Source organism: Sphingomonas taxi, assembly GCF_000764535.1.
Taxonomy (GTDB): domain Bacteria; phylum Pseudomonadota; class Alphaproteobacteria; order Sphingomonadales; family Sphingomonadaceae; genus Sphingomonas; species Sphingomonas taxi.
In genome coordinates this window covers 3512627-3530320 of record NZ_CP009571.1, presented here as the reverse complement: position 1 = coordinate 3530320, position 17694 = coordinate 3512627, and the positions used below count along the sequence as shown (strand labels likewise).

Annotated in this window: 16 protein-coding genes; 10 read left to right on the top strand and 6 right to left on the bottom strand. The window is 70.1% G+C overall.

Going from position 1 to position 17694, the window contains the following annotated elements:
- Positions 1–3: 3 nt before the first annotated feature.
- Positions 4–552: a histidine phosphatase family protein gene (locus MC45_RS16140; RefSeq protein WP_038665350.1), complete on the bottom strand. Its 549-nt coding sequence runs from the start codon at positions 550–552 to the stop codon at positions 4–6.
- A 196-nt stretch (positions 553–748) separates the two neighbouring features.
- Between MC45_RS16140 and MC45_RS16135 the strand changes: the two genes are divergently transcribed.
- Genes MC45_RS16135 through MC45_RS16125 form a run of 3 tightly spaced genes read left to right on the top strand, consistent with a single transcriptional unit; the run spans position 749 to position 2122 of the window.
- Positions 749–973, top strand: coding sequence for a CbtB domain-containing protein (locus MC45_RS16135; RefSeq protein WP_038665347.1), 225 nt, complete (start codon positions 749–751; stop codon positions 971–973).
- 19 nt (positions 974–992) lie between these two features.
- Positions 993–1715 carry a CbtA family protein gene (locus MC45_RS16130; protein WP_038665344.1) on the top strand — a complete coding sequence of 241 codons (723 nt, stop codon included), beginning with the start codon at positions 993–995 and terminating at the stop codon, positions 1713–1715.
- The gene (locus tag MC45_RS16125) at positions 1712–2122 is read left to right on the top strand and encodes a DUF1636 domain-containing protein (RefSeq protein WP_038665341.1); all 411 of its coding nucleotides are present in this window, start codon (positions 1712–1714) and stop codon (positions 2120–2122) included. Before MC45_RS16130 ends, MC45_RS16125 begins: the two co-directional genes overlap by 4 nt.
- A gap of 216 nt (positions 2123–2338) precedes the next feature.
- Here MC45_RS16125 and MC45_RS16120 read toward each other — a convergent pair whose 3' ends face one another.
- A complete protein-coding gene (locus MC45_RS16120) occupies positions 2339–2524 on the bottom strand; it encodes a hypothetical protein (protein ID WP_038665338.1) in 186 nt (61 codons plus the stop codon).
- Between the two features lie 345 nt (positions 2525–2869).
- Here MC45_RS16120 and MC45_RS16115 point away from each other — a divergent pair, with 345 nt between their 5' ends.
- The 6 genes from MC45_RS16115 (at position 2870) to MC45_RS16090 (ending at position 9514) form a co-directional block, all read left to right on the top strand.
- On the top strand, positions 2870–3442 hold the full coding sequence (locus tag MC45_RS16115; protein ID WP_038665336.1) for a hypothetical protein: 573 nt from the start codon (positions 2870–2872) through the stop codon (positions 3440–3442).
- A 50-nt stretch (positions 3443–3492) separates the two neighbouring features.
- Complete coding sequence (locus MC45_RS16110) at positions 3493–3948, top strand: hypothetical protein (RefSeq protein WP_038665333.1); 456 nt, start codon at positions 3493–3495, stop codon at positions 3946–3948.
- A 12-nt stretch (positions 3949–3960) separates the two neighbouring features.
- Complete coding sequence (locus MC45_RS16105) at positions 3961–6519, top strand: TcfC E-set like domain-containing protein (protein WP_038665330.1); 2559 nt, start codon at positions 3961–3963, stop codon at positions 6517–6519.
- 14 nt (positions 6520–6533) lie between these two features.
- Positions 6534–7238 (top strand): fimbrial biogenesis chaperone, encoded by a 705-nt coding sequence (locus tag MC45_RS16100; protein WP_038665327.1) that lies wholly within the window; start codon positions 6534–6536, stop codon positions 7236–7238.
- Positions 7239–7301: 63 nt separating this feature from the next.
- The gene (locus MC45_RS16095; RefSeq protein ID WP_245640750.1) at positions 7302–9071 is read left to right on the top strand and encodes a hypothetical protein; all 1770 of its coding nucleotides are present in this window, start codon (positions 7302–7304) and stop codon (positions 9069–9071) included.
- 44 nt (positions 9072–9115) lie between these two features.
- Positions 9116–9514 (top strand): hypothetical protein, encoded by a 399-nt coding sequence (locus tag MC45_RS16090; protein WP_038665324.1) that lies wholly within the window; start codon positions 9116–9118, stop codon positions 9512–9514.
- 12 nt (positions 9515–9526) lie between these two features.
- Here the strand turns inward: MC45_RS16090 and MC45_RS16085 are convergent, their stop codons facing one another.
- From MC45_RS16085 to MC45_RS16070, 4 genes are all read right to left on the bottom strand, one after another.
- Positions 9527–10246, bottom strand: coding sequence for a hypothetical protein (locus MC45_RS16085; protein WP_156143863.1), 720 nt, complete (start codon positions 10244–10246; stop codon positions 9527–9529).
- Positions 10247–10348: 102 nt separating this feature from the next.
- On the bottom strand, positions 10349–10717 hold the full coding sequence (locus MC45_RS16080) for a hypothetical protein (RefSeq protein ID WP_156143862.1): 369 nt from the start codon (positions 10715–10717) through the stop codon (positions 10349–10351).
- 86 nt (positions 10718–10803) lie between these two features.
- Positions 10804–11997 (bottom strand): MFS transporter, encoded by a 1194-nt coding sequence (locus MC45_RS16075; protein ID WP_052075717.1) that lies wholly within the window; start codon positions 11995–11997, stop codon positions 10804–10806.
- Between the two features lie 66 nt (positions 11998–12063).
- Positions 12064–14370, bottom strand: coding sequence for a beta-glucosidase (locus MC45_RS16070; protein ID WP_425423983.1), 2307 nt, complete (start codon positions 14368–14370; stop codon positions 12064–12066).
- A gap of 200 nt (positions 14371–14570) precedes the next feature.
- Here MC45_RS16070 and MC45_RS16065 point away from each other — a divergent pair, with 200 nt between their 5' ends.
- Positions 14571–17591: a TonB-dependent receptor gene (locus tag MC45_RS16065; RefSeq protein ID WP_038665317.1), complete on the top strand. Its 3021-nt coding sequence runs from the start codon at positions 14571–14573 to the stop codon at positions 17589–17591.
- The last annotated feature ends 103 nt before the right edge of the window (positions 17592–17694 follow it).

Here is a 17694-nt window from a genome sequence, read left to right as displayed (position 1 = left end):
GTTTCAGCCGCGGCGCAGCTCCTGCACCCGCCAGCGGCCGTGCCGCGACAGCACCACCATCGACAGTGGCGCGACGTCGATCGCCAGCGTCGCCGCCACCGGCACGTCAAGCGCGTGCGCGATTGCCGCGCGCAGCACCGCGGCATGGCTGATCGCCAGCACCCGCCCCTCCCCCAGCCCGTCAAGCCACGGCCCGACCCGCGCGCGCACCGCCGCCATGCTCTCGCCGCCCGGCGCGCCCGCCTCGGGTGCCGCCAGCCACGCCGCGACCGCGGCGGGCGCGAGCGACTCGAGGCTGCGGCCCGTCCACGCGCCGGCATCGATGTCGCGGAGCGCCGGTGCCTCCTCGGCGGCGACACCGATCAGTGCGGCGGTCTCGCGCGCCGCCGCCGCCGGGCTGACCCAGCAATGCGCGGCCGCCGCCCCGGCAAGGTCGAGCGCCAGCACCTTGGCGCGGCCGCCGGCGTCGAGCGGCTCGGCCGGATCGGCGAAACGCGCCGCGCGCGTCGCCGCGGTGGCACCGGCGCAGAGCAGGACGAGGCGGGTCGGCATCGGGCGGGATCTCCTGATCGGTTGACGCATCCCCGCCCCGCGTCCACAGCATGGTGGATCGGAGCCGGGCGGGAAGCCGGTGGAAATCCGGCGCGGTCGCGCCACTGTGATCGCCGGGCGCCAGCCTGTCGAGAGTCAGACCCCGCCCGGCGCCTCCACCCCATCCGGGCGCGCTTTCCCGGCAGGAGACTGACTGATGTCCGGCACCACCGCCGCCTTCGACGACGCGTTTCTTCCCGTCGGCACCACGCACATCCCGCTCGCCGACATCGCCCCCTGGGCGGTGTTCGCCGCGATCGTCGCGCTGATCCTGCTGTATTTCGTCAGCACCGAACAGGGCGCCTTCGCGCTGTTCGACGGCATGTACGTCCACGAATATGTCCACGACGGCCGCCACCTGCTCGGCTTCCCCTGTCACTGATCCCGACGGACGGACGGTCATGATGAGGACTTTGCTCTGGCGGGGGATGCTCGCCGGACTGATCGGCGCGCTGGTCGCCGCCACCTTCGCGCTGCTGTTCGCCGAGCCGCAGATCGACGCCGCGGTGGCGCTGGAGGCGCATAACGCCGTGCATGCGATGGCGGACGAGGAACTGGTCAGCCGCGCGACGCAGAAGACCTGGGGGCTCTACACGGCGATGGGCCTGTACGGCACCGCCCTCGGCGGGCTGCTCGCGATCGTCTTCGCCGGGCTGTACGGCCGGGTCGCGCGGGTCGGGCCGCGCAGCCTCGCGCTGCTGCTCGCGCTCGCCGCCTTCGTCGCGATCGTGCTGGTGCCGGCGATCAAATATCCGCCGACTCCGCCCGCGGTCGGGCTGCACGAGACGGTGCGGCTGCGCACCGCCGCCTATTTCGCGATGCTCGCGCTGTCGGTGGCGGCGGCGACCCTGGCACTGTGGAGCTATCGCCGCCTCGCCGGCCGTATCGCCGGACTCGACCGGCTGCTGATCGCAATCGGCATCTATGCCGGCACGGTGGCGCTGGTGCAGCGGCTGCTGCCGGTGATCGACGAGGTGCCGGCACGCTTCCCGGCGACGCTGCTCTGGCAGTTCCGCGTCGCCGCGATCGGCACGCAGGCGCTGTTCTGGCTGGTCGCCGCCGATCTGTTCGGCCGCGCCGCGGAGCGGACGGTGCGGGACAGGCACCGCCGGGTCGCGCGATGAAGCTCACCCCCGTTGCCGCCGGGCCTGCCGTGGTCGCATGCAGCACCTGCCGCCTGACCGCGGACGCGCGCGAGGATGGCGACGGCCGTCGCGGCGGCGCGCTGCTCGTCGCGGCGCTCCATGCGGCACGCGCTGCCGATCCCGCTTATGCCGGCGTTGCGGTACAGGAGATGCCGTGCCTGTTCGCCTGCGCCGATTTCTGCACCGTCCACCTGCGCGCGCCCGGCAAGGTCGGCTACGTCCTCGGCCGTTTCACTCCGGACGAGGCAGCGGCGCGCGCGATCCTCGATTATGCCGCGCTCTACGCTGCCAGCGACACCGGGCAGGTCGCGTTCAAGCAATGGCCCACGGGCGTGAAGGGCCATTTCATCACCCGCACGCCGCCCGAAGGTTTCCTGGTCGAATGACCGGAGGCGGTCGACGTGCGGCCGGAGGAGCGACACGCGGAGCTTAGAAGAAGTCCTCCCCCGCCAGGGGGAGGTGGCGCGGCGAAGCCGTGACGGAGGGGGAGGACACGGAACCGAAGTCGTCGCTTACCTCCCCCTCCGTCATGCCTTCGGCATGCCACCTCCCTGCCGGGGGGAGGACTTTGGAAGGTCGCCTCGTCCTAAACCACCCTCGCGTCAGCGCGCGGCGAGCGCGACGCCGTCGCTGCGCGACAGGGCTTCCGCGGTGGCGATCTCGACCGGGGTGAGGCCGGCGAGCCGGTCCTGCGCTTCGATCGTGCGCGCGTCGCTCGGCGCTTGCAGGTCGGCCGATACGCTCGACGGACGGGCGGCCCCGAACAGGCCCAGCTTGATACGATTCATAATGTCCTCAGATCGATGACACGGGGCGTTCGCCCACGCGCTGCCCCCCACAATTCCGCAGCGCCGATGAGGTTCCCGGCATGATCGGATCGCCCGAACCGCGCGACCCACCCGCAACCGCACCGCGATATCATATACGATAGATAAAACCGCCGTTCCCATAGAACAGTTGTGGTTCTAATCGCCTATAACCCACATCAAAGTGGTTAAAATGTTACACGTAATGTTAACGGCGCCATGAGATCAGCGGATCAACGCCGAACTATTCGGACGGTTCGGGTTAACGAGCGGTCCAGCGGCACATTCACCGGCACTTCGAACGTCGGTCAACTTGGGTGGCGCAACATGAAGCTCAACATCATTGCTTTCGGAAAGTTCCTGCCGGGTCGCGCGGCGGCGTTGCTCGGCCTCACCGCACTCGCCGCGACGCCGGCTGCGGCCGCGACCAACGGCGCACTCGGCGCAACCTCGACGGGCAGCGTCCAGATCACCGTCTCGGTGCCGAGCCGCGTGCAGATCACCGGCCTCAGCGACATCAGCTTCGCCAATGCCGAGCCCAACGCCCAGGCGCTGAGCGCGCAGAACAATTGCGTGTGGAGCAACACCGCGACCAAGGGCTATACGATCACCGCGACGGGCAGCGGCACCGGCGGCGCGTTTACACTCGCCTCGGGCGCGCTGACGCCGGTGACCTATGCCGTGCAGTGGAACCAGAGCTCGGGCCAGACGTCCGGCACCGCGCTGGTCGCATCGACCGCGTCGAGCGGCTTCGTCTCGACCGCCGCGGTGCCGACCTGCGCGACGACGCCCAGCTCGACGTCGAGCCTGATCGTCACCATCGCGCAGTCGCAGTTGCAGGCGATGCCGTCGCTGACCAGCTACACAGGCACGCTGACGCTGCTCGTCAACCCGCTCTGACGGACGGCGGGAGCGTGGCCATCGGATGTCCGCGCGCCCTGTCCGGCGGCATGATGCTGGCCGTGGCGCTCGCCGGCGCCGCGCCCGCTGCCGCGCAGCAGGTCCAGATCACCCGGCTCGCCGACTTTGCCTTCGGCACGGTCGGGGTCGATGCGGACATCAGCAGCAGCAAGGACGTGTGTATCTCCTCGTCCGGCTTGCTCGGCCGCTACAATGTGGTCGCGAGCGGCAGTGGCACCAACCGCGCCTTCACGCTCGCCGGCGCCGGTGCGCCTTTGGCCTATGAGGTGCAGTGGAGCGGCACGCCGGGCCGGGCGACCGGCACCGCGCTGGTCGCCGGGGTCGCCACCACCGGGCTTACGACGACCGGCCTCGGCCTCAATCTCGGCTGCGTGCTCGGCAACGACAGCGCCAGCCTGATCGTCCTGCTGCGGTCGAGCGAGTTGAGCAAGGCGACGGCGGGTCCCTATACGGGTACGCTGACGCTGCTGATCGCGGCCGAATAGCGGCGCGACGCCATGTCCGGCGCTTCCGTTCCCCAGTGCCGTCCCAGAAGGGGCTGGCGGCTGGCGCTGGCCGCGGCGGCGGCGCTGTGCTGCTCCGCGGGCGCGCGTGCGGATCGACCGGCGGATGCGCCGCAGCTCCACGTCGGTGCGCCGGCGGGCTTCGACCAGTTGCTCAAGCCGCAGGAGGCGATGGTCGACGTCTTCGTCGGCGGCCGCGCGATCGGCCAGACGCGGCTGCGCTACGGTTCGGGCCGGGTCACCCTTCTTGAGGTCGACGCGCTGCTCGCCCTCGTCCCCGATCTGGTCGACGTCGCCACCGCGCGCGCCGCGCTCGCCGCGCCGGATCTCGATGCGCATCCCGGGCTGGTCTGCCCGGCCGATGCCGATCCGGCAGGCTGCCGGACGCTGACGCCCGCCGATGCCGGCGTGATCCTTGATGCGGCACGCTTCCGTATCGATCTCTTCTTCAATCCGAAGCTGCTGGCGGTGCATCCGGCGAGCGAGCGCCGCTATCTGCCGCCGCCCGAGGCGCGCCTGTCGCTGGTCGACCAGATCGGCGGCACCGTCGCGGGCAGCGGCGGCTATGTCGACTATACGGTGCTCAACCGCGCCATCCTCGGCTACGGCCATGCCCGCGTGCGCAGCGAGATGTCCTATTCGTCGCGCTACGGCCTGCTCGCCGATACGCTCGCGGCCGAGCTCGACACGCCCGGCTATCGCTATGCGGCGGGCGTGCAGTGGACGCCGGGGATCGATCTCACCGGCCGGCGGCGGATCCTCGGCGTCGGCGTGCAGAGCCAGATCGATACCCGGCTCGACCGTACGCTGATCGCCGGCAGTCCGCTCGTCGTCTCGCTGGCGGCGCGGGCGCGCGTCGACGTGCTGCGCGACGGCCGGCTGCTGACCTCGCGGACCTATGACGCGGGCAATCAGGCGCTCGACACTTCCAGCCTGCCGGACGGCGCCTACGAACTGGTACTGCACGTCACCGAGGCCGGCGGCGCGGTGCGCGACGAGCGGCGCTTCTTCACCAAGAACGCCGCGATCGCGGCGATCGGCGACCCCATCGTCTTCGCTTATGCCGGGCTGCTCGCCAACGACCGCGTCGGCACCTTCATCGCGACGTCGCGCACGCCCTTCTACGAAGCGGGCGTCGCGCGCCGGCTGACGCCGCAGCTCGCGCTCGACGCTACCGTGCTCGGCACCGACCGCAACGCGCTGATCGAACTGGGTGGCTATTGGCTCGGCCACGCCGCGCAATGGCGCGCCGCCGGGCTCGCCTCCCTCCACGGCCAGTTCGGCGTGCTGGCCCAGGCCACCTCGTCGGGCACCGCGCGGCTCAATTATGCGGTCGATCTGCGGCGGGTGTGGAGCCCGGGGGGACGGCCGCTGATCCCGCTCGGCGACAGCGTCGCGACCGCGATGATCCTCCGCGCCGATCCGGCGGCGCGCGTCTCGGCCGGCGGCTTCACCCAGGTCAACGGCACGATCAACTATGCGCTGCCCCGCGGCCAGTTCGCCCTGTCGGGTTTCTACCGCCGGGATCAGCGTGCGCGCGCCTCCTACGGCCTCGGGCCGAGCCTCACCATCCCCTTGATCCAGCGCGGCGGCCTGCAGGTGACGGTGCGCGGCGACGCGACGATCACCAATCAGGGGCGCGCGGCGTTCCTCGGCATCAGCCTCCAGCGGCTGCGCGGCACCGCCGCCTGGAGCGCCAGCACCGGCCTGCGCGCCAGCGATGTCGGCGGCACGCAGCGTGGCGTCGCGGCGGTCGGTGGCATCGCCGGGGCGTGGCAGCGCGATCGCGTGCTCGGCGGCGAGCTGGCGCTGTCGGGCGGCGTGGAGCGCGAGGTCGGCGGCACGCTGGCGCGCGGCCATGCCGATCTGCGCACCCGCGCCGCCGCGCTCTATGCCGATGTCGCGCAGCCGCTCGCGGGCAGCAACGGCGCCACCCAATATAGTTTCGGCTTCCAGACGACCGCTGCGGCGACGCATCGCGCGCTCGTCCTGCAAGGCCGCGAGCGCAACGACGCGATCATCGTCGTCTCGGTGCAGGAGGATGGCGAGCCCCGCCGCAAGGGCGCCGCCGGCGCGCCGTTCGAGGTGCTGGTCGACAATGGCGCGCGCGGCACCGTCCGGCTCGGCGAGACGCTGGCGGTGTCGGTGCCGGCCTATCGCCAATATGCCGTACGCCTGCGCTCGACCGGTGAAGAACTGATGCATCTGGATGGCGGCACGCGCAAGGTGAGCGTCTATCCCGGCACCGTCGCGCGGCTCGAATGGAAGACGCGCCACGTCGTCGCGATGTTCGGGCGGCTGCTGTGGCACGACGGCACGCCGGTCGCCAATGCGGCGATCCACGCCGCCGGCGCGATCGGCGACACCGATGCCGCGGGCTATTTCCAGATCGAGACGATCCGCAACGCCGTGCTGAAGATCCAGGCGCCCGACGGCCGGTCCTGCCAATTGCCGGTCCACGCCGCGGCGACGCCCAACGGTTATGCCGCGCTCGGAACGCTCGCCTGCGTCGGCGCGTCGTTCGTCAACCAGATCGCCGACCTGCGGCCGTGAAGAAGGAGAGGATCATGACCATGACCCGGATGCGCCGGAGCCTCGCGACCGTCGTCACCGCCGTCGCCGTCGCCGGCCTGGGCGCCCAGCCCGCCGCCGCCAATCTCGTGCTCAGCCAGGTCGTCGTCGACCTCACACCCGCCGGGCCGCCGCGCGCCGATGTCGAGGCGTGGAACACCGGGGCCGAGCGCATGTACGTCGTCGCCGAACCCGCGAGCATCGTCGATCCCGGCACCCCGGCGGAGCGGCGTGTCGCCAGCGCCGATCCGGCCGAAAGCGGCCTGCTGGTGACGCCGCAGAAGATGATCCTCGAACCGGGCGAGCGCAAGCTGATCCGCATCGCCGCGGTGGCGCCGCGCGCGGCACGCGATCGCGTCTACCGCGTCACGGTCAAGCCGGTGGCGGGCGATGTCTCGGCCGCGGGGTCGGCGCTCAAGGTGCTGGTCGGCTACGACATGCTGGTCATCGTCCGCCCCGCGGTGATGGCCGGCGAAGTCGCCGGCCGCCGCGACGGCACGACGCTCGTCCTAACCAACACCGGCAGCACCAGCGTCGAGCTGTACGAGGGCCGGCAATGCACCGCCGCCGGCGGCGACTGCCGCCCGCTCCCCGCCAAGCGGCTCTATGCCGGCGCGACCTGGTCGCAGCCGATCGATCCCGCCCGCCCCGTCGCCTACAAGGTCAAGACCGGGTTGATGGTGAAGGCCGTCACCTACTGATCGCCGGGCGCGCCGGCGCGCGCGCGTCTGGACAGCACCCACCGCCACAATTAGGCGGAGGCGATGGACCGTGCCGACGTCGCCGACACCAATGCCGTGACGGATGCGCGCGACCGGTCGTCCGGCCGCGATCGGCTGGCGCATGGGGCGATGGTCGCCGGCGCGTTCGTCGTCGCGATGCTGCTGTTCTTCCGCGTCCCGATCCTCAGCGGCTTCGATCTCGGCTTCGGCGATCGCGGCGATGCGGTGATCGAGATCAGCATCCTCGAACACTGGCGCAACGTGCTGGACGGCGCCGCCGCCTGGGACACCACCGGCTATTTCCATCCGTATCGCGGCACGCTCGGCTATAACGACGGCTATCTGCTGTATGGGCTCAGTTACTCCTTCTGGCGGCTGTTCGCCGATCCCTTCCATGCCGACACGCTCAACGTCCTGACCTTCAAGACGATCGGCTTCGTCGCGGCCTATCTGCTGGTCGCACGGACGCTCGGCTGGGGGCGCGTTGCGGCGACGCTGGTCGCGCTGCTGTGGACGGTGGCGAGCGGCATCTCGCTGCAGGCCGTGCACGTGCAGTTGCAAAGCGTCGCCCTGCTGCCGGTGGCGATGATGCTCGCGATCGCCGCCGTGCGCGCCGAACAGGACGGGCGCCGCGGTCGCGCGCGGACGCTCGCCGTCGCGCTGGCGGCGCTGATCGCGGCGTGGCTGCTGACGGCCTATTACATGGCCTGGTTCACAATTTTTTCCGCCGCCCTGTTCGTCGCCTGCTGGTGCGTGCTGAGCGACCGTTGGCGTCCCGCCGCCGCCCTCGCTTTGGCCCGCCGCCATGCCGCGACGTTGCTCTGCGGCGTGGGCGCGTTCGCGATCCTCGTCCTGCCGTTCCTCGCCATCTACCTTCCCAAGGCAGGCGAAACCGGCGGTCACCCCTATGAGGAGATGCTGGGCTATCTCGTCACGCCGCTGATCGACATGATCAACGTCGGGCCGGACAATTACCTGTGGGGCTGGCTGTTCCGGCCGTTGTTCGCGCTGATCCACGCCGAAATGCCCGCCGACCCGATGCTGCCCCGGCGCGTCCTCGGCGGCGAGCATGAAACGGGCATCCCGCCGATCCTGTTCGTGCTGGTCGTCACCGCCGCATGGCAGATCATCGTCCGCCGCCGGATCGACGGCCTGCCGGTATCGCGCGACTTGCGCGCCTTCGCGCTCGCGACGATCATCGGCTGGCTGCTCACGCTGCAATTCTGGTCAGTTTCGCCCTGGGGCCTGGTGTACGCGCTGGTACCCGGCGGCAAGGGGCTGCGCGTGGTGTCGCGCTACCAGCTCTGGCTGGTGCTGCCCTTCCTGCTGCTCGTCGTCGCCGCCTGGCGGCAGCGGGCGATGCGGCTGGCCCGGTCGCGGCCGTGGCTCGCCGCGATCTTCGCCGTGCTGCTCGTCGCCGAGAATCTGAGCGCCGAAACGCCGGCCCAGCTGCACCACGACGAACAGCAGGCCGCCGTGTCGGCCATCCCGCCGCCGCCCAACGCCTGTGCCAGCTTCTACGCCGTGGTCACCCGGCGCGACGAGCCGCTGTACCTCAGCGCCTTCAAGCAAGGCCTCTATCCGCACAACGCCGATGCGATGCTGCTCGCCGAACTGTGGCGGGTGCCGACGATCAACGGCATCTCCACGTTCAACCCGCCCGACTGGGATTTCGCCAGCCCCTTGGCGGCGGACTATGACGCGCGCGTCGCCGCTTACGCGCGGCGCCATCGCCTGCACGGCCTCTGCCGGCTCGACATGCGGCGGGCGCGGCCATGGTCGCGGCTTGTGCCGGCCGCCGCCGGTTCGTAGAGCGCCCGCCACGTCGCCGGTCCGGCGATCCGTACGGAGAGCGTATGACCCGAATCCCATTGATCGGCGCCGCCATCGCCGCCGCCCTCGCCAGCGCCGCGCCGGCGTCGGCGCAGATCGTGCTGGAAGCCAATGGTGCGCGCGCGGATGGCCGCTGGGGCGGCGAATTGGGCGCCGGCTACGGCTTCGGGGCGGCGGGCTTCCGCCTGACGCCGATGGTCGGCGCGCTCGTCGATCGCGGCGACGACGATGCGGTCAAACCTTATGGCCGGATCGAGGCGACCTATGCGATTCCCCTCGTCGCGACGGTCGGCGCCGGCATTCGCGCCGGCGACGACCTGCGCCCTTATGGTACGGTGGCGCTGCCGCTGCTGCCGGCGATCAGCCTGAAGGGCAACGCGGGGCCGCATTATTTCGCATTGGGTCTGCGCCTCGGGCTGTGACGCCGCGCCGGCTCAGTCGCTGATCGTCCAGCCCTGCCGCGCGTCGCGGCCGCGGATCGGCTGCGCCTGGGCGATACGGCGATCGAGCTGCTGCATCGTGTCGAAGCGCGACGAACCGGTGGCGGCGTCGCCGGGCATGTCGACCAGTTGCACCGGCATCGGCGTCCGATACGCCCCCGCGCGCGCGGGCAGGGCGCTCGCATAGACGAGGACGGGCGCCGGCCGCACCGGCCGGACCGCGGCTTTGGGGATGCTGGCGGCATCGGTGGTGTAGGCGACGAACTCGCGACCCGCTTCGAACACCGCGTGCCGTCCGGTGACGAACGCGCCCGCGACGACGCCGCCGATGAGGATCGAGCCGACCGTCTCGCCGGCGCGGCCCTCGCCCGCGGCGTGGAAGCGGCCGGTGACCGCGACCTGCCGCCCGGCGATCTCCACCGAGCGCAGCGCGATATCGACCTTGCCCGACTTGCCGAACGCGCCCTTGCCGGTGCGTGCGGTGACCAGGCCGGTGCCCGCCGCGCCGTGCGGGATCAGCACCGCACCGTCGACGATCACGTCGCGCGCGACCGACACCGGCACGAGCTGCCCGACGCGGGCGCGCTGCGAGCTGATCTCCTCGTCGAGGCGGAAGGCGATCTGGGTATGCGCCGGCACCATCACCACGTCGGCGGGCGCAGTCTGCGCCGCCGCGATCGTCGGCAAGGCGCAGCCGAGCGCCAAGATGTGCAAGCACCGCATGAAGATCCCCCTCGACGGCATGTCCGTCGCGCGAAGGATAGGCGTAGGGAACTGATTATCCGGTAAAATGACCTAGTTAACGGGCGATACCCGCTACAGCCCGCCCTGGAAGGCGAAGGTGAAGCGCGACGGCGTCGTCTTCGCCGATTGGCCCGCCCTGCGCGCCGGCGTCACCGCGGTGAGCGTCAGCTTGCCATCGGCGACATCGACCGGCACGCCCAAGATCAGGTCGACGCTCCTCGACCAGGCGCCGCCCGACACGGTGGCGCGCACCACCACCCGGCCCGCCCAGACGCAGCGGGTGCCGACCGGGCAGCGGCTGTCCTCGACGACATGATCGGGCCGCACCCGCGGCCCGCCGACCAGCGCGGTCTGGCCGAGCGCGACCGGCCCCTCGACCGCTGCGGTCGGCGAGCAACCGGCGAGCGTCGCCACCACGACGAGGAAGGAGAAGCGGGACATGCGATCGCTGCGTATCGGCGACATATCACGCCGTCCAGCGCATCGCCAACCGGGCTTCGGCACGCGCGGATGACGTGCGACGACGGTCACTGCCACGCCCGCACGCGCAGCATCCCGAGCCCGCCGCAGCCGGCGAGGAAGGCGAGCAGCAGCAGGACGGCGGTGAAATCGTGCGGTGCCGCGAGCATCCAGGTCAGCGGCGGGCCGAGCAGCGACGGCAGCGTATTGGCGAGGTTGAAGAGGCCGAGGTCGCGTCCGCGGTGCGCCGGGTTGGGCAGCAGCTGCATCGCGAAGGCGGCGTGGAGCGCGACGAACACCGACGAACCGGTGACGTAGACGCCGAAGGCGATCGCACCGCCGGTCCAGTCCCGCGCCGCTGCCATGCCGAGCAGCCCCGCGACCGCGACGGCGGCGGCGATCAGCAGGAACGGCTTGCGCCGCGCCGTCAGGTCCGAGAGGCGGCCGAGCAGCACGGCGATCGGCAACGGGATCACGAAGACGAGGACCAGCAGGCCGCCGATCCGCGCCGGCAGATCGCCGCGCGCCGCACCGTCGACGATGCTCTCGAAATAATAGAGCAGATAGGCCTGCGTCACGACTGCGGCGACCTGCACCAGCAAGCGCGACAGGCCGGCGATCACCAGGTCGCGCCGCGACGACGGCACCGGCGTCCGCACCACGACCGCCGCCGAGGGCGCGCCGCGCACGAGCAGCAGCGGCAGCACGCAGGCGGCGACGACCGCCGGCACCAGCGCAAGCCGCGCCGCCTCCGGCAGGACCGCGCTGCCGACCAGCATCGCCGAGAAGGCCGACGCCACCGGGCTGCCGAGCGACAGCATCCCGCCGGCGATGCCCTTCTGCGCGTCGGGCACCTCCTCCGCCATGATCGCCATCATCGGGGCGAGCAGTGCGTTGACGGCGAACTGGAAGACGACGATCGCGGCGACGAGCGCGACCGGCGTCTGGGCGAACGCCACCGCGGCATAGCTCGCCGCGGTGGCGACGATGCCGCCGACCATCCACCGCCGCCGGCCGCCGCCGCGGCGCAGCGAGCGATCGCTCAGCCAGCCGAACAGCACGTTGGCGCCGCTCGCCGACAATGCGCCCGCGGTGATGCAGGCGGTGAACACCCCGATCCGTTCCGCACCGCTCAGCGCTTCCACCTTGAGCGGCAGCAGCAGCGTCAGCAGCGGCAGATAGGCGATCACCCCGCCGACGTTCGCCAGCGCGAAGACGATCAGGAACAGGCGGCGGGGCAAGGTGGCGGTGGCGTCGGGCATCGTGGCGCGGCGATCCTGCCCGCGATGCCTCCCGGCGACAACCTTATGCTTTGCCTCGTTGTTTCCCTACGGCTTCATCGTCGTCGCCTGCAGCGTCGCGCTCGACACGATCGTGCGGTCGCCCGCGTCGCGGGCCAGCGCCACGCGATAGCGCCCCGCCGCGATCCGCCAGCCCGGCAACTTCGTGTCATAGTCGGCGACGATGCGCGGCTCGGCGGTCAGCGTCACGCGGCGCGTCTCGCCCGGCTTCAGCGTCACGCGGGTGAACGCCGCGAGCCGCATCGGCGTGCCCCCGTCCTCGCGCGCCCCTCCGCCCTCGCGCGCCACGTACATCTGCGGCACGTCGGCACCCGCCCGCTGGCCGGTATTGACGACGTCGAACGTCACGCTCAGTCGCGCACCGCCGGTGACCACCGGGTTGCGATAGGCGAAGCTGGTGTAGCTCAGCCCATGGCCGAAGCGGAACAGCGGCGTCAGCCCCTTCTTCTCATACCAGCGATAGCCGACGTCGGCGCCCTCGACATAGTCCGCCGGAAAGCTTTCCAGCGTCTTCTGCGATGCCACCGCCGGATTGGCCGCGGCCTCCGCCTCCAGCCCGGTCAGGCGGTCGAGCCCGACGGGCCGCGGGCGCGGCGGCTGCGAGGCGTCGGCGGGGAAGGTGATCGGCAACCGCCCCGACGGGTTGACCGCGCCGGTCAGGATCGCCGCCAGCGCCTCGCCGCCGCGTTGGCCGGGATACCAGGCCTGTACCACCGCGGGTACCGCCTTGATCCACGGCATCAGTACGGGGCCGCCGGTCTCCATCACCGCGACGGTATGCGGCTGCGCGGCGGCGATCGCGGCGATCAGCGCGTCCTGCTGGTTGGGCAGGCGCAGGTCGGGCACGTCCTCCGCCTCGGTCGTCCATTGCGTGGCGAAGACGATCGCCAGATCGGCGCCCTTCGCCGCGTCGATCGTCGCGTTGAAGTTGCGGCCGTCCACCCACGTCACCTGCGCCCCCGGCAGCGCCTTGCGCAAGGCGGCGAGCGGCGAAGAGGCGTGATAGGTGATCCGCGCGAACGACGCCGATCCGCCGGTGGCGAGCGGGATCTCGACCGGCGCGCCGCCGACCGAGCGCACCTGCGACGAGCCGCCGCCCGACAGCACGCCGACGTCGGCATTGCCGCCGATCACCACGATCCGCTTCGCACTGCGCGCGATCGGCAGCACGTCGCCCTCGTTCTTGAGCAGTACGATGCCCGCCTCGGCGGCACGCTGCGCGACCTCGGCGTGTGCGGCATAGGGCGGGGTCTGCGCGGTGGCGGGGACCGGCGTGTCATAGGCGCCGGTCGCGATCAGCCCGGTCAGATAGCGTGCGACCATGTCGTCGAGCCGCTTGCCCGACACCTGCCCCGCCGCCACCGCCGCCTTGAGCGGCGCGCCGAAATAGATCGCCTTGTCCAGCTCCTGCCCGGATTGCTGGTCGAGCCCGCCGTTCGCCGCCTTCACCGTCGAATGCACCGCCCCCCAGTCGCTCATCACCCAGCCGTGATAGCCCCAGTCGCGCTTCAGCACGTCGTTGAGCAGATGGCCGTTCTCGCACGCCCAGTCGCCGCCGACCTTGTTGTAGGCGCACATCACCGATCCCGGCTGCCCCTTCTCGATCGCGATCTCGAAGGCGAGCAGGTCGCTCATCCGGAACGCCGCCTCGCCGATCCGCGCATCGACGACGGTGCGCCCGGTCTCCTGCGCGTTGAGCGCGAAATGCTTGACGGTGGAGACGATGCGGTTGCTCTGCACCCCCGCGATATGCTCGCCGGCCAGCGTCCCCGCGAGCAGCGGGTCCTCGCCGAGATATTCGAAATTGCGCCCGTTCCACGGGTCGCGCGTCAGGTTGACGCCACCGGCGAGCAGCACGTTGAACCGCTTCGCGCGCGCCTCGGCACCGATCATCGTGCCGCCGGCCCGGGCGATGGCGGGATCGAAGCTCGCCGCGGTGGCGAGGCCGGACGGCAGCGCGGTGGCGACGTCGCCCTTGCGCTGCTCGACCTGGTTGGCGACGCCGAGCGAGGCGTCGCTCTCGCGCACCAGCGGTACGCCGAGCCGCGCGATGCCGTCGATATGGCCGGCCGACGGGATCAGCTCGTTGGCCGACTTGCCCGCCGCCATCGGCGGGAACAGCCCGTGGAGCAGCGCGATCTTCTCGTCGATCGTCATCCGCGCGACGATCGCATCGGCACGCGCGCGCGCCGCCGTCGCCTGCGCCGATGCCGGTGCCGGTGCCGGTGCCGGTGCCGCCCCATCCATGCGACCGCCCGCGGCGGGTGCGCCGGCCGTCAGCGCGACCGTCGCCAACACCATCGCCGAGGCACACGTCTTCCAAAACCGCTTCATGCAATCCTCCCGTCGCCGACGCATTCGCCGCGCCGGCCTGTCGCCCTTTGCAGGCATGACGCTCTTCAAAGCATATTAAGAGAACGTTCACAACGGTGACGGTCGTTCGACAGGATGCGCTTGACAGACAACGGCTTATCCGTGAAGTGAACGTTCTCAAGAGCGCGGGATCGCCGCGCCTGTCATCGGGGAGGATTACCATGCGCCGCGTCAGGGCTCGCCTGCTTTCGCAATTCGCCATCGGGGTTTCGACCGCCGCTCTCGTCGCCCTGCCGGGTGCCGCCGCCGCGCAGGACGCCGCCGCCACGCTCGGCAACACCGGCCCCGCGCAGATCGAACCGCAGGCCGCGACGCCGTCGGACGCACCGGATACCACCGGCGATATCGTCGTGACCGGCATCCGCGCCTCGCTGCGCGCCTCCGCGGACATCAAGCGCGACGGCCAGGGTATCGTCGACGCGATCTCGGCGGAGGATATCGGCAAATTCCCCGATACCAACCTCGCCGAATCGCTCCAGCGCATCACCGGCGTGTCGATCGACCGGTCGAACGGCGAAGGCTCGTTCGTCACCGTCCGCGGCCTCGGCCCCGAATACAATCTCGTCGTCCTCAACGGCCGTCAGCTGCCGACCGCGGTGATCGGCGACGGCAACAGCGCGCCGGGCTCGCGCGCGTTCGACTTCGCCAACCTCGCCTCCGAAGGCATCGCCGCGCTTGAGGTCTACAAGTCGGGCCGCGCCAGCGTGCCGTCGGGCGGCATCGGTGCGACGATCAACATCCGCACGCCGCGTCCGTTCGACAAGGTCGGCACGCGCGGCTCGGTCGCCGCACGCGGCGTCATCGACACCTCGCAGAACGGCAAGAATGACATCACGCCCGAAGTGTCGGGCATCTTCTCGACCACCTTCGCCGACGACCGGATCGGCATCCTGGCGAACGGCGTCTACCAGAAGCGCCGCGCGTCGGTGAACCAGGCCAACGTCGGCTGGCGCGACGGCTATCTCGGCTCGGAGAACAATTGGGGCTCGCTCGCGCAGCCCGGCGATCCGCGTGCGGCGAACATCACCAACCGCCCGAGCGCCACCAGCGTCTACGAAGTGCCGCAGAACGCCTCCTACGACGTCAACGACATCAGCCGCGAGCGCATCAACGGCCAGTTGGTGCTGCAGGCGAAGCCGACCGATACGTTGGTCGCGACGATCGACTACACCTATTCGCGCAACGAGGTGAAGACGCGCAACGCCAACGTCGGCATCTGGTTCAACCACAACGACACCTCGTCGGCATGGACCGACGGCCCGGTCGCCGGCCCGCGCTTCTACACCGAGCGCTTCACCGCGGCGGAAGCCAAGGACCTGTCCTATTCCAGCGCGCTGACCGCGTACCGGACCGAGAACAAGTCGCTCGGCGCCAACCTCACCTGGGAAGCCCCCGGCGGCGTCACCGTCGGCCTCGACGCGCATCATTCGACCGCCGAATCGAAGCCGACCAACAAATACGGCAACAGCAATTCGCTGGGCACCGCGATCTTCGGCGTCGCCAACCAGACGATCAACTTCGACAACGATCTGCCGGTGATCTCCTACCAGATGCAGCCCGGCATCAACCCGCTGAACGCGTCGCTGATCGTGCCGACCGGCAACGCCTTCCGCAATTCCTACTTCCGCGACCGGATCAACCAGGCGCAGCTGAAGGGGCATTACGACCACGAGGGCAGCTTCCTCGATTCGATCGATTTCGGCTTCACCTTCACCGACAACAAGGTGCGCTCGGCCTATGGCGTGTTGCAGAACGACACCTGGGGCGGCACCGGCGGCGACAGCGCGGCGCAGCGCGCGGCGGCGGCGGCGCTGCTGCCCGACGACATCTTCAAGCTGATCGACATCCCCAGCAAGTTCAAGGGCATCGGCGGCGTCGGCAGCTCGGACATCGCCAAGCAATTCTACGGCTACAATTTCGAACAGGTCGTCGGCCTGCTCGATTCGACCTATGGCATCTGCGGCGGCGACGGCAATTGCCTCACCCCCTACACCACCGATCGCCGCATCCGTGAAAAGACCGTCGCGCCCTATTTGCAGATCAACAACAAGTTCGATCTGTTCTCGAACCCGGCGCATCTGATCGCCGGCCTGCGCTACGAGAACACGACGGTGAAATCCTCGGCGCTGGTGCCGATCCCGACCGGGACGCGGCAGAATTCGCAGAACGAATTCAACATCGTCTATTCGGGCGACAGCGCCTTCACCACCTTCTCGGGCGGCTATGACGAATGGTTGCCGTCGGTCGACTTCGACGTCCAGCCGATCCGCAACGTCAAGCTGCGCGCCTCTTACAGCCACACGATCACGCGTGCCGACTACGGCTCGCTGCAGGGCGGCCTGACGCTCGACCAGTTGTTCCGCGTCGGCGGCGGCACCGGTGCGCAGGGCAATCCCAACCTCGTGCCCTACAAGTCGAAGAACATCGATCTGTCGGCGGAATGGTATTACACGCCCGAAAGCTACATGTCGGTCGGCTATTTCCGCAAACAGGTTTCGAACTATATCGGCGTCACCCAGCTCAACGGCCCGGCGTTCAACCTGACCAACCCGGCCAACGGCCCGCGCTATCAGGCCGCGATCGCCGCGCTCGGCGCCAATGCGACCTTCGCCGACATCCGCAACTATATCGGCACCAACTACCCGGGCAGCGTGGTCAACGGCACGATCCTCGGCACCGCCGCGGATGCACCGGTCAATTTCGTCATCTCGACGCCGTTCAACAGCGACGAGACCGCGACGATCAACGGCTTCGAATTCGCGATCCAGCACAGCTTCTGGCAGACCGGCTTCGGCACGCAGCTCAACTATACGATCGTCAACGGCAATCGCGACTACAACAACCTGCTGCCGGCGAGCACGTCGCAATTCGCGATCAACGGCCTGTCCGACAGCGCCAATGCGACGCTCTATTACGACAAGAACGGCTTCCAGGCGCGCGCGTCGTACAACTGGCGGGCGGAATTCCTGTCGGGCGGCGGCATCAACCCTTATTATACGGAAGGCTACGGCCAGCTCGACGGAACAATCAGCTGGCAGTTCGTGCCCGGCCTGACCGTGTTCGCCGAGGCGATCAACCTGACCGGCGCCGATCGCCGCGGGCATCGCCGCTCGGACCGCAACGTCACCTTCGTGGCGAAGCAGGACGCGCGCTACTCGGGCGGCGTCCGGTTCAACTTCTGATCGACCGGTGCTGAAGGAAAGAGCCATCTCTGTGAAGAGGTGGCTCTTTTCGTCTTGTCGGCGCCGCGTCGACAGATAGGACGAAGCGTGCGCGCCCGCGCCG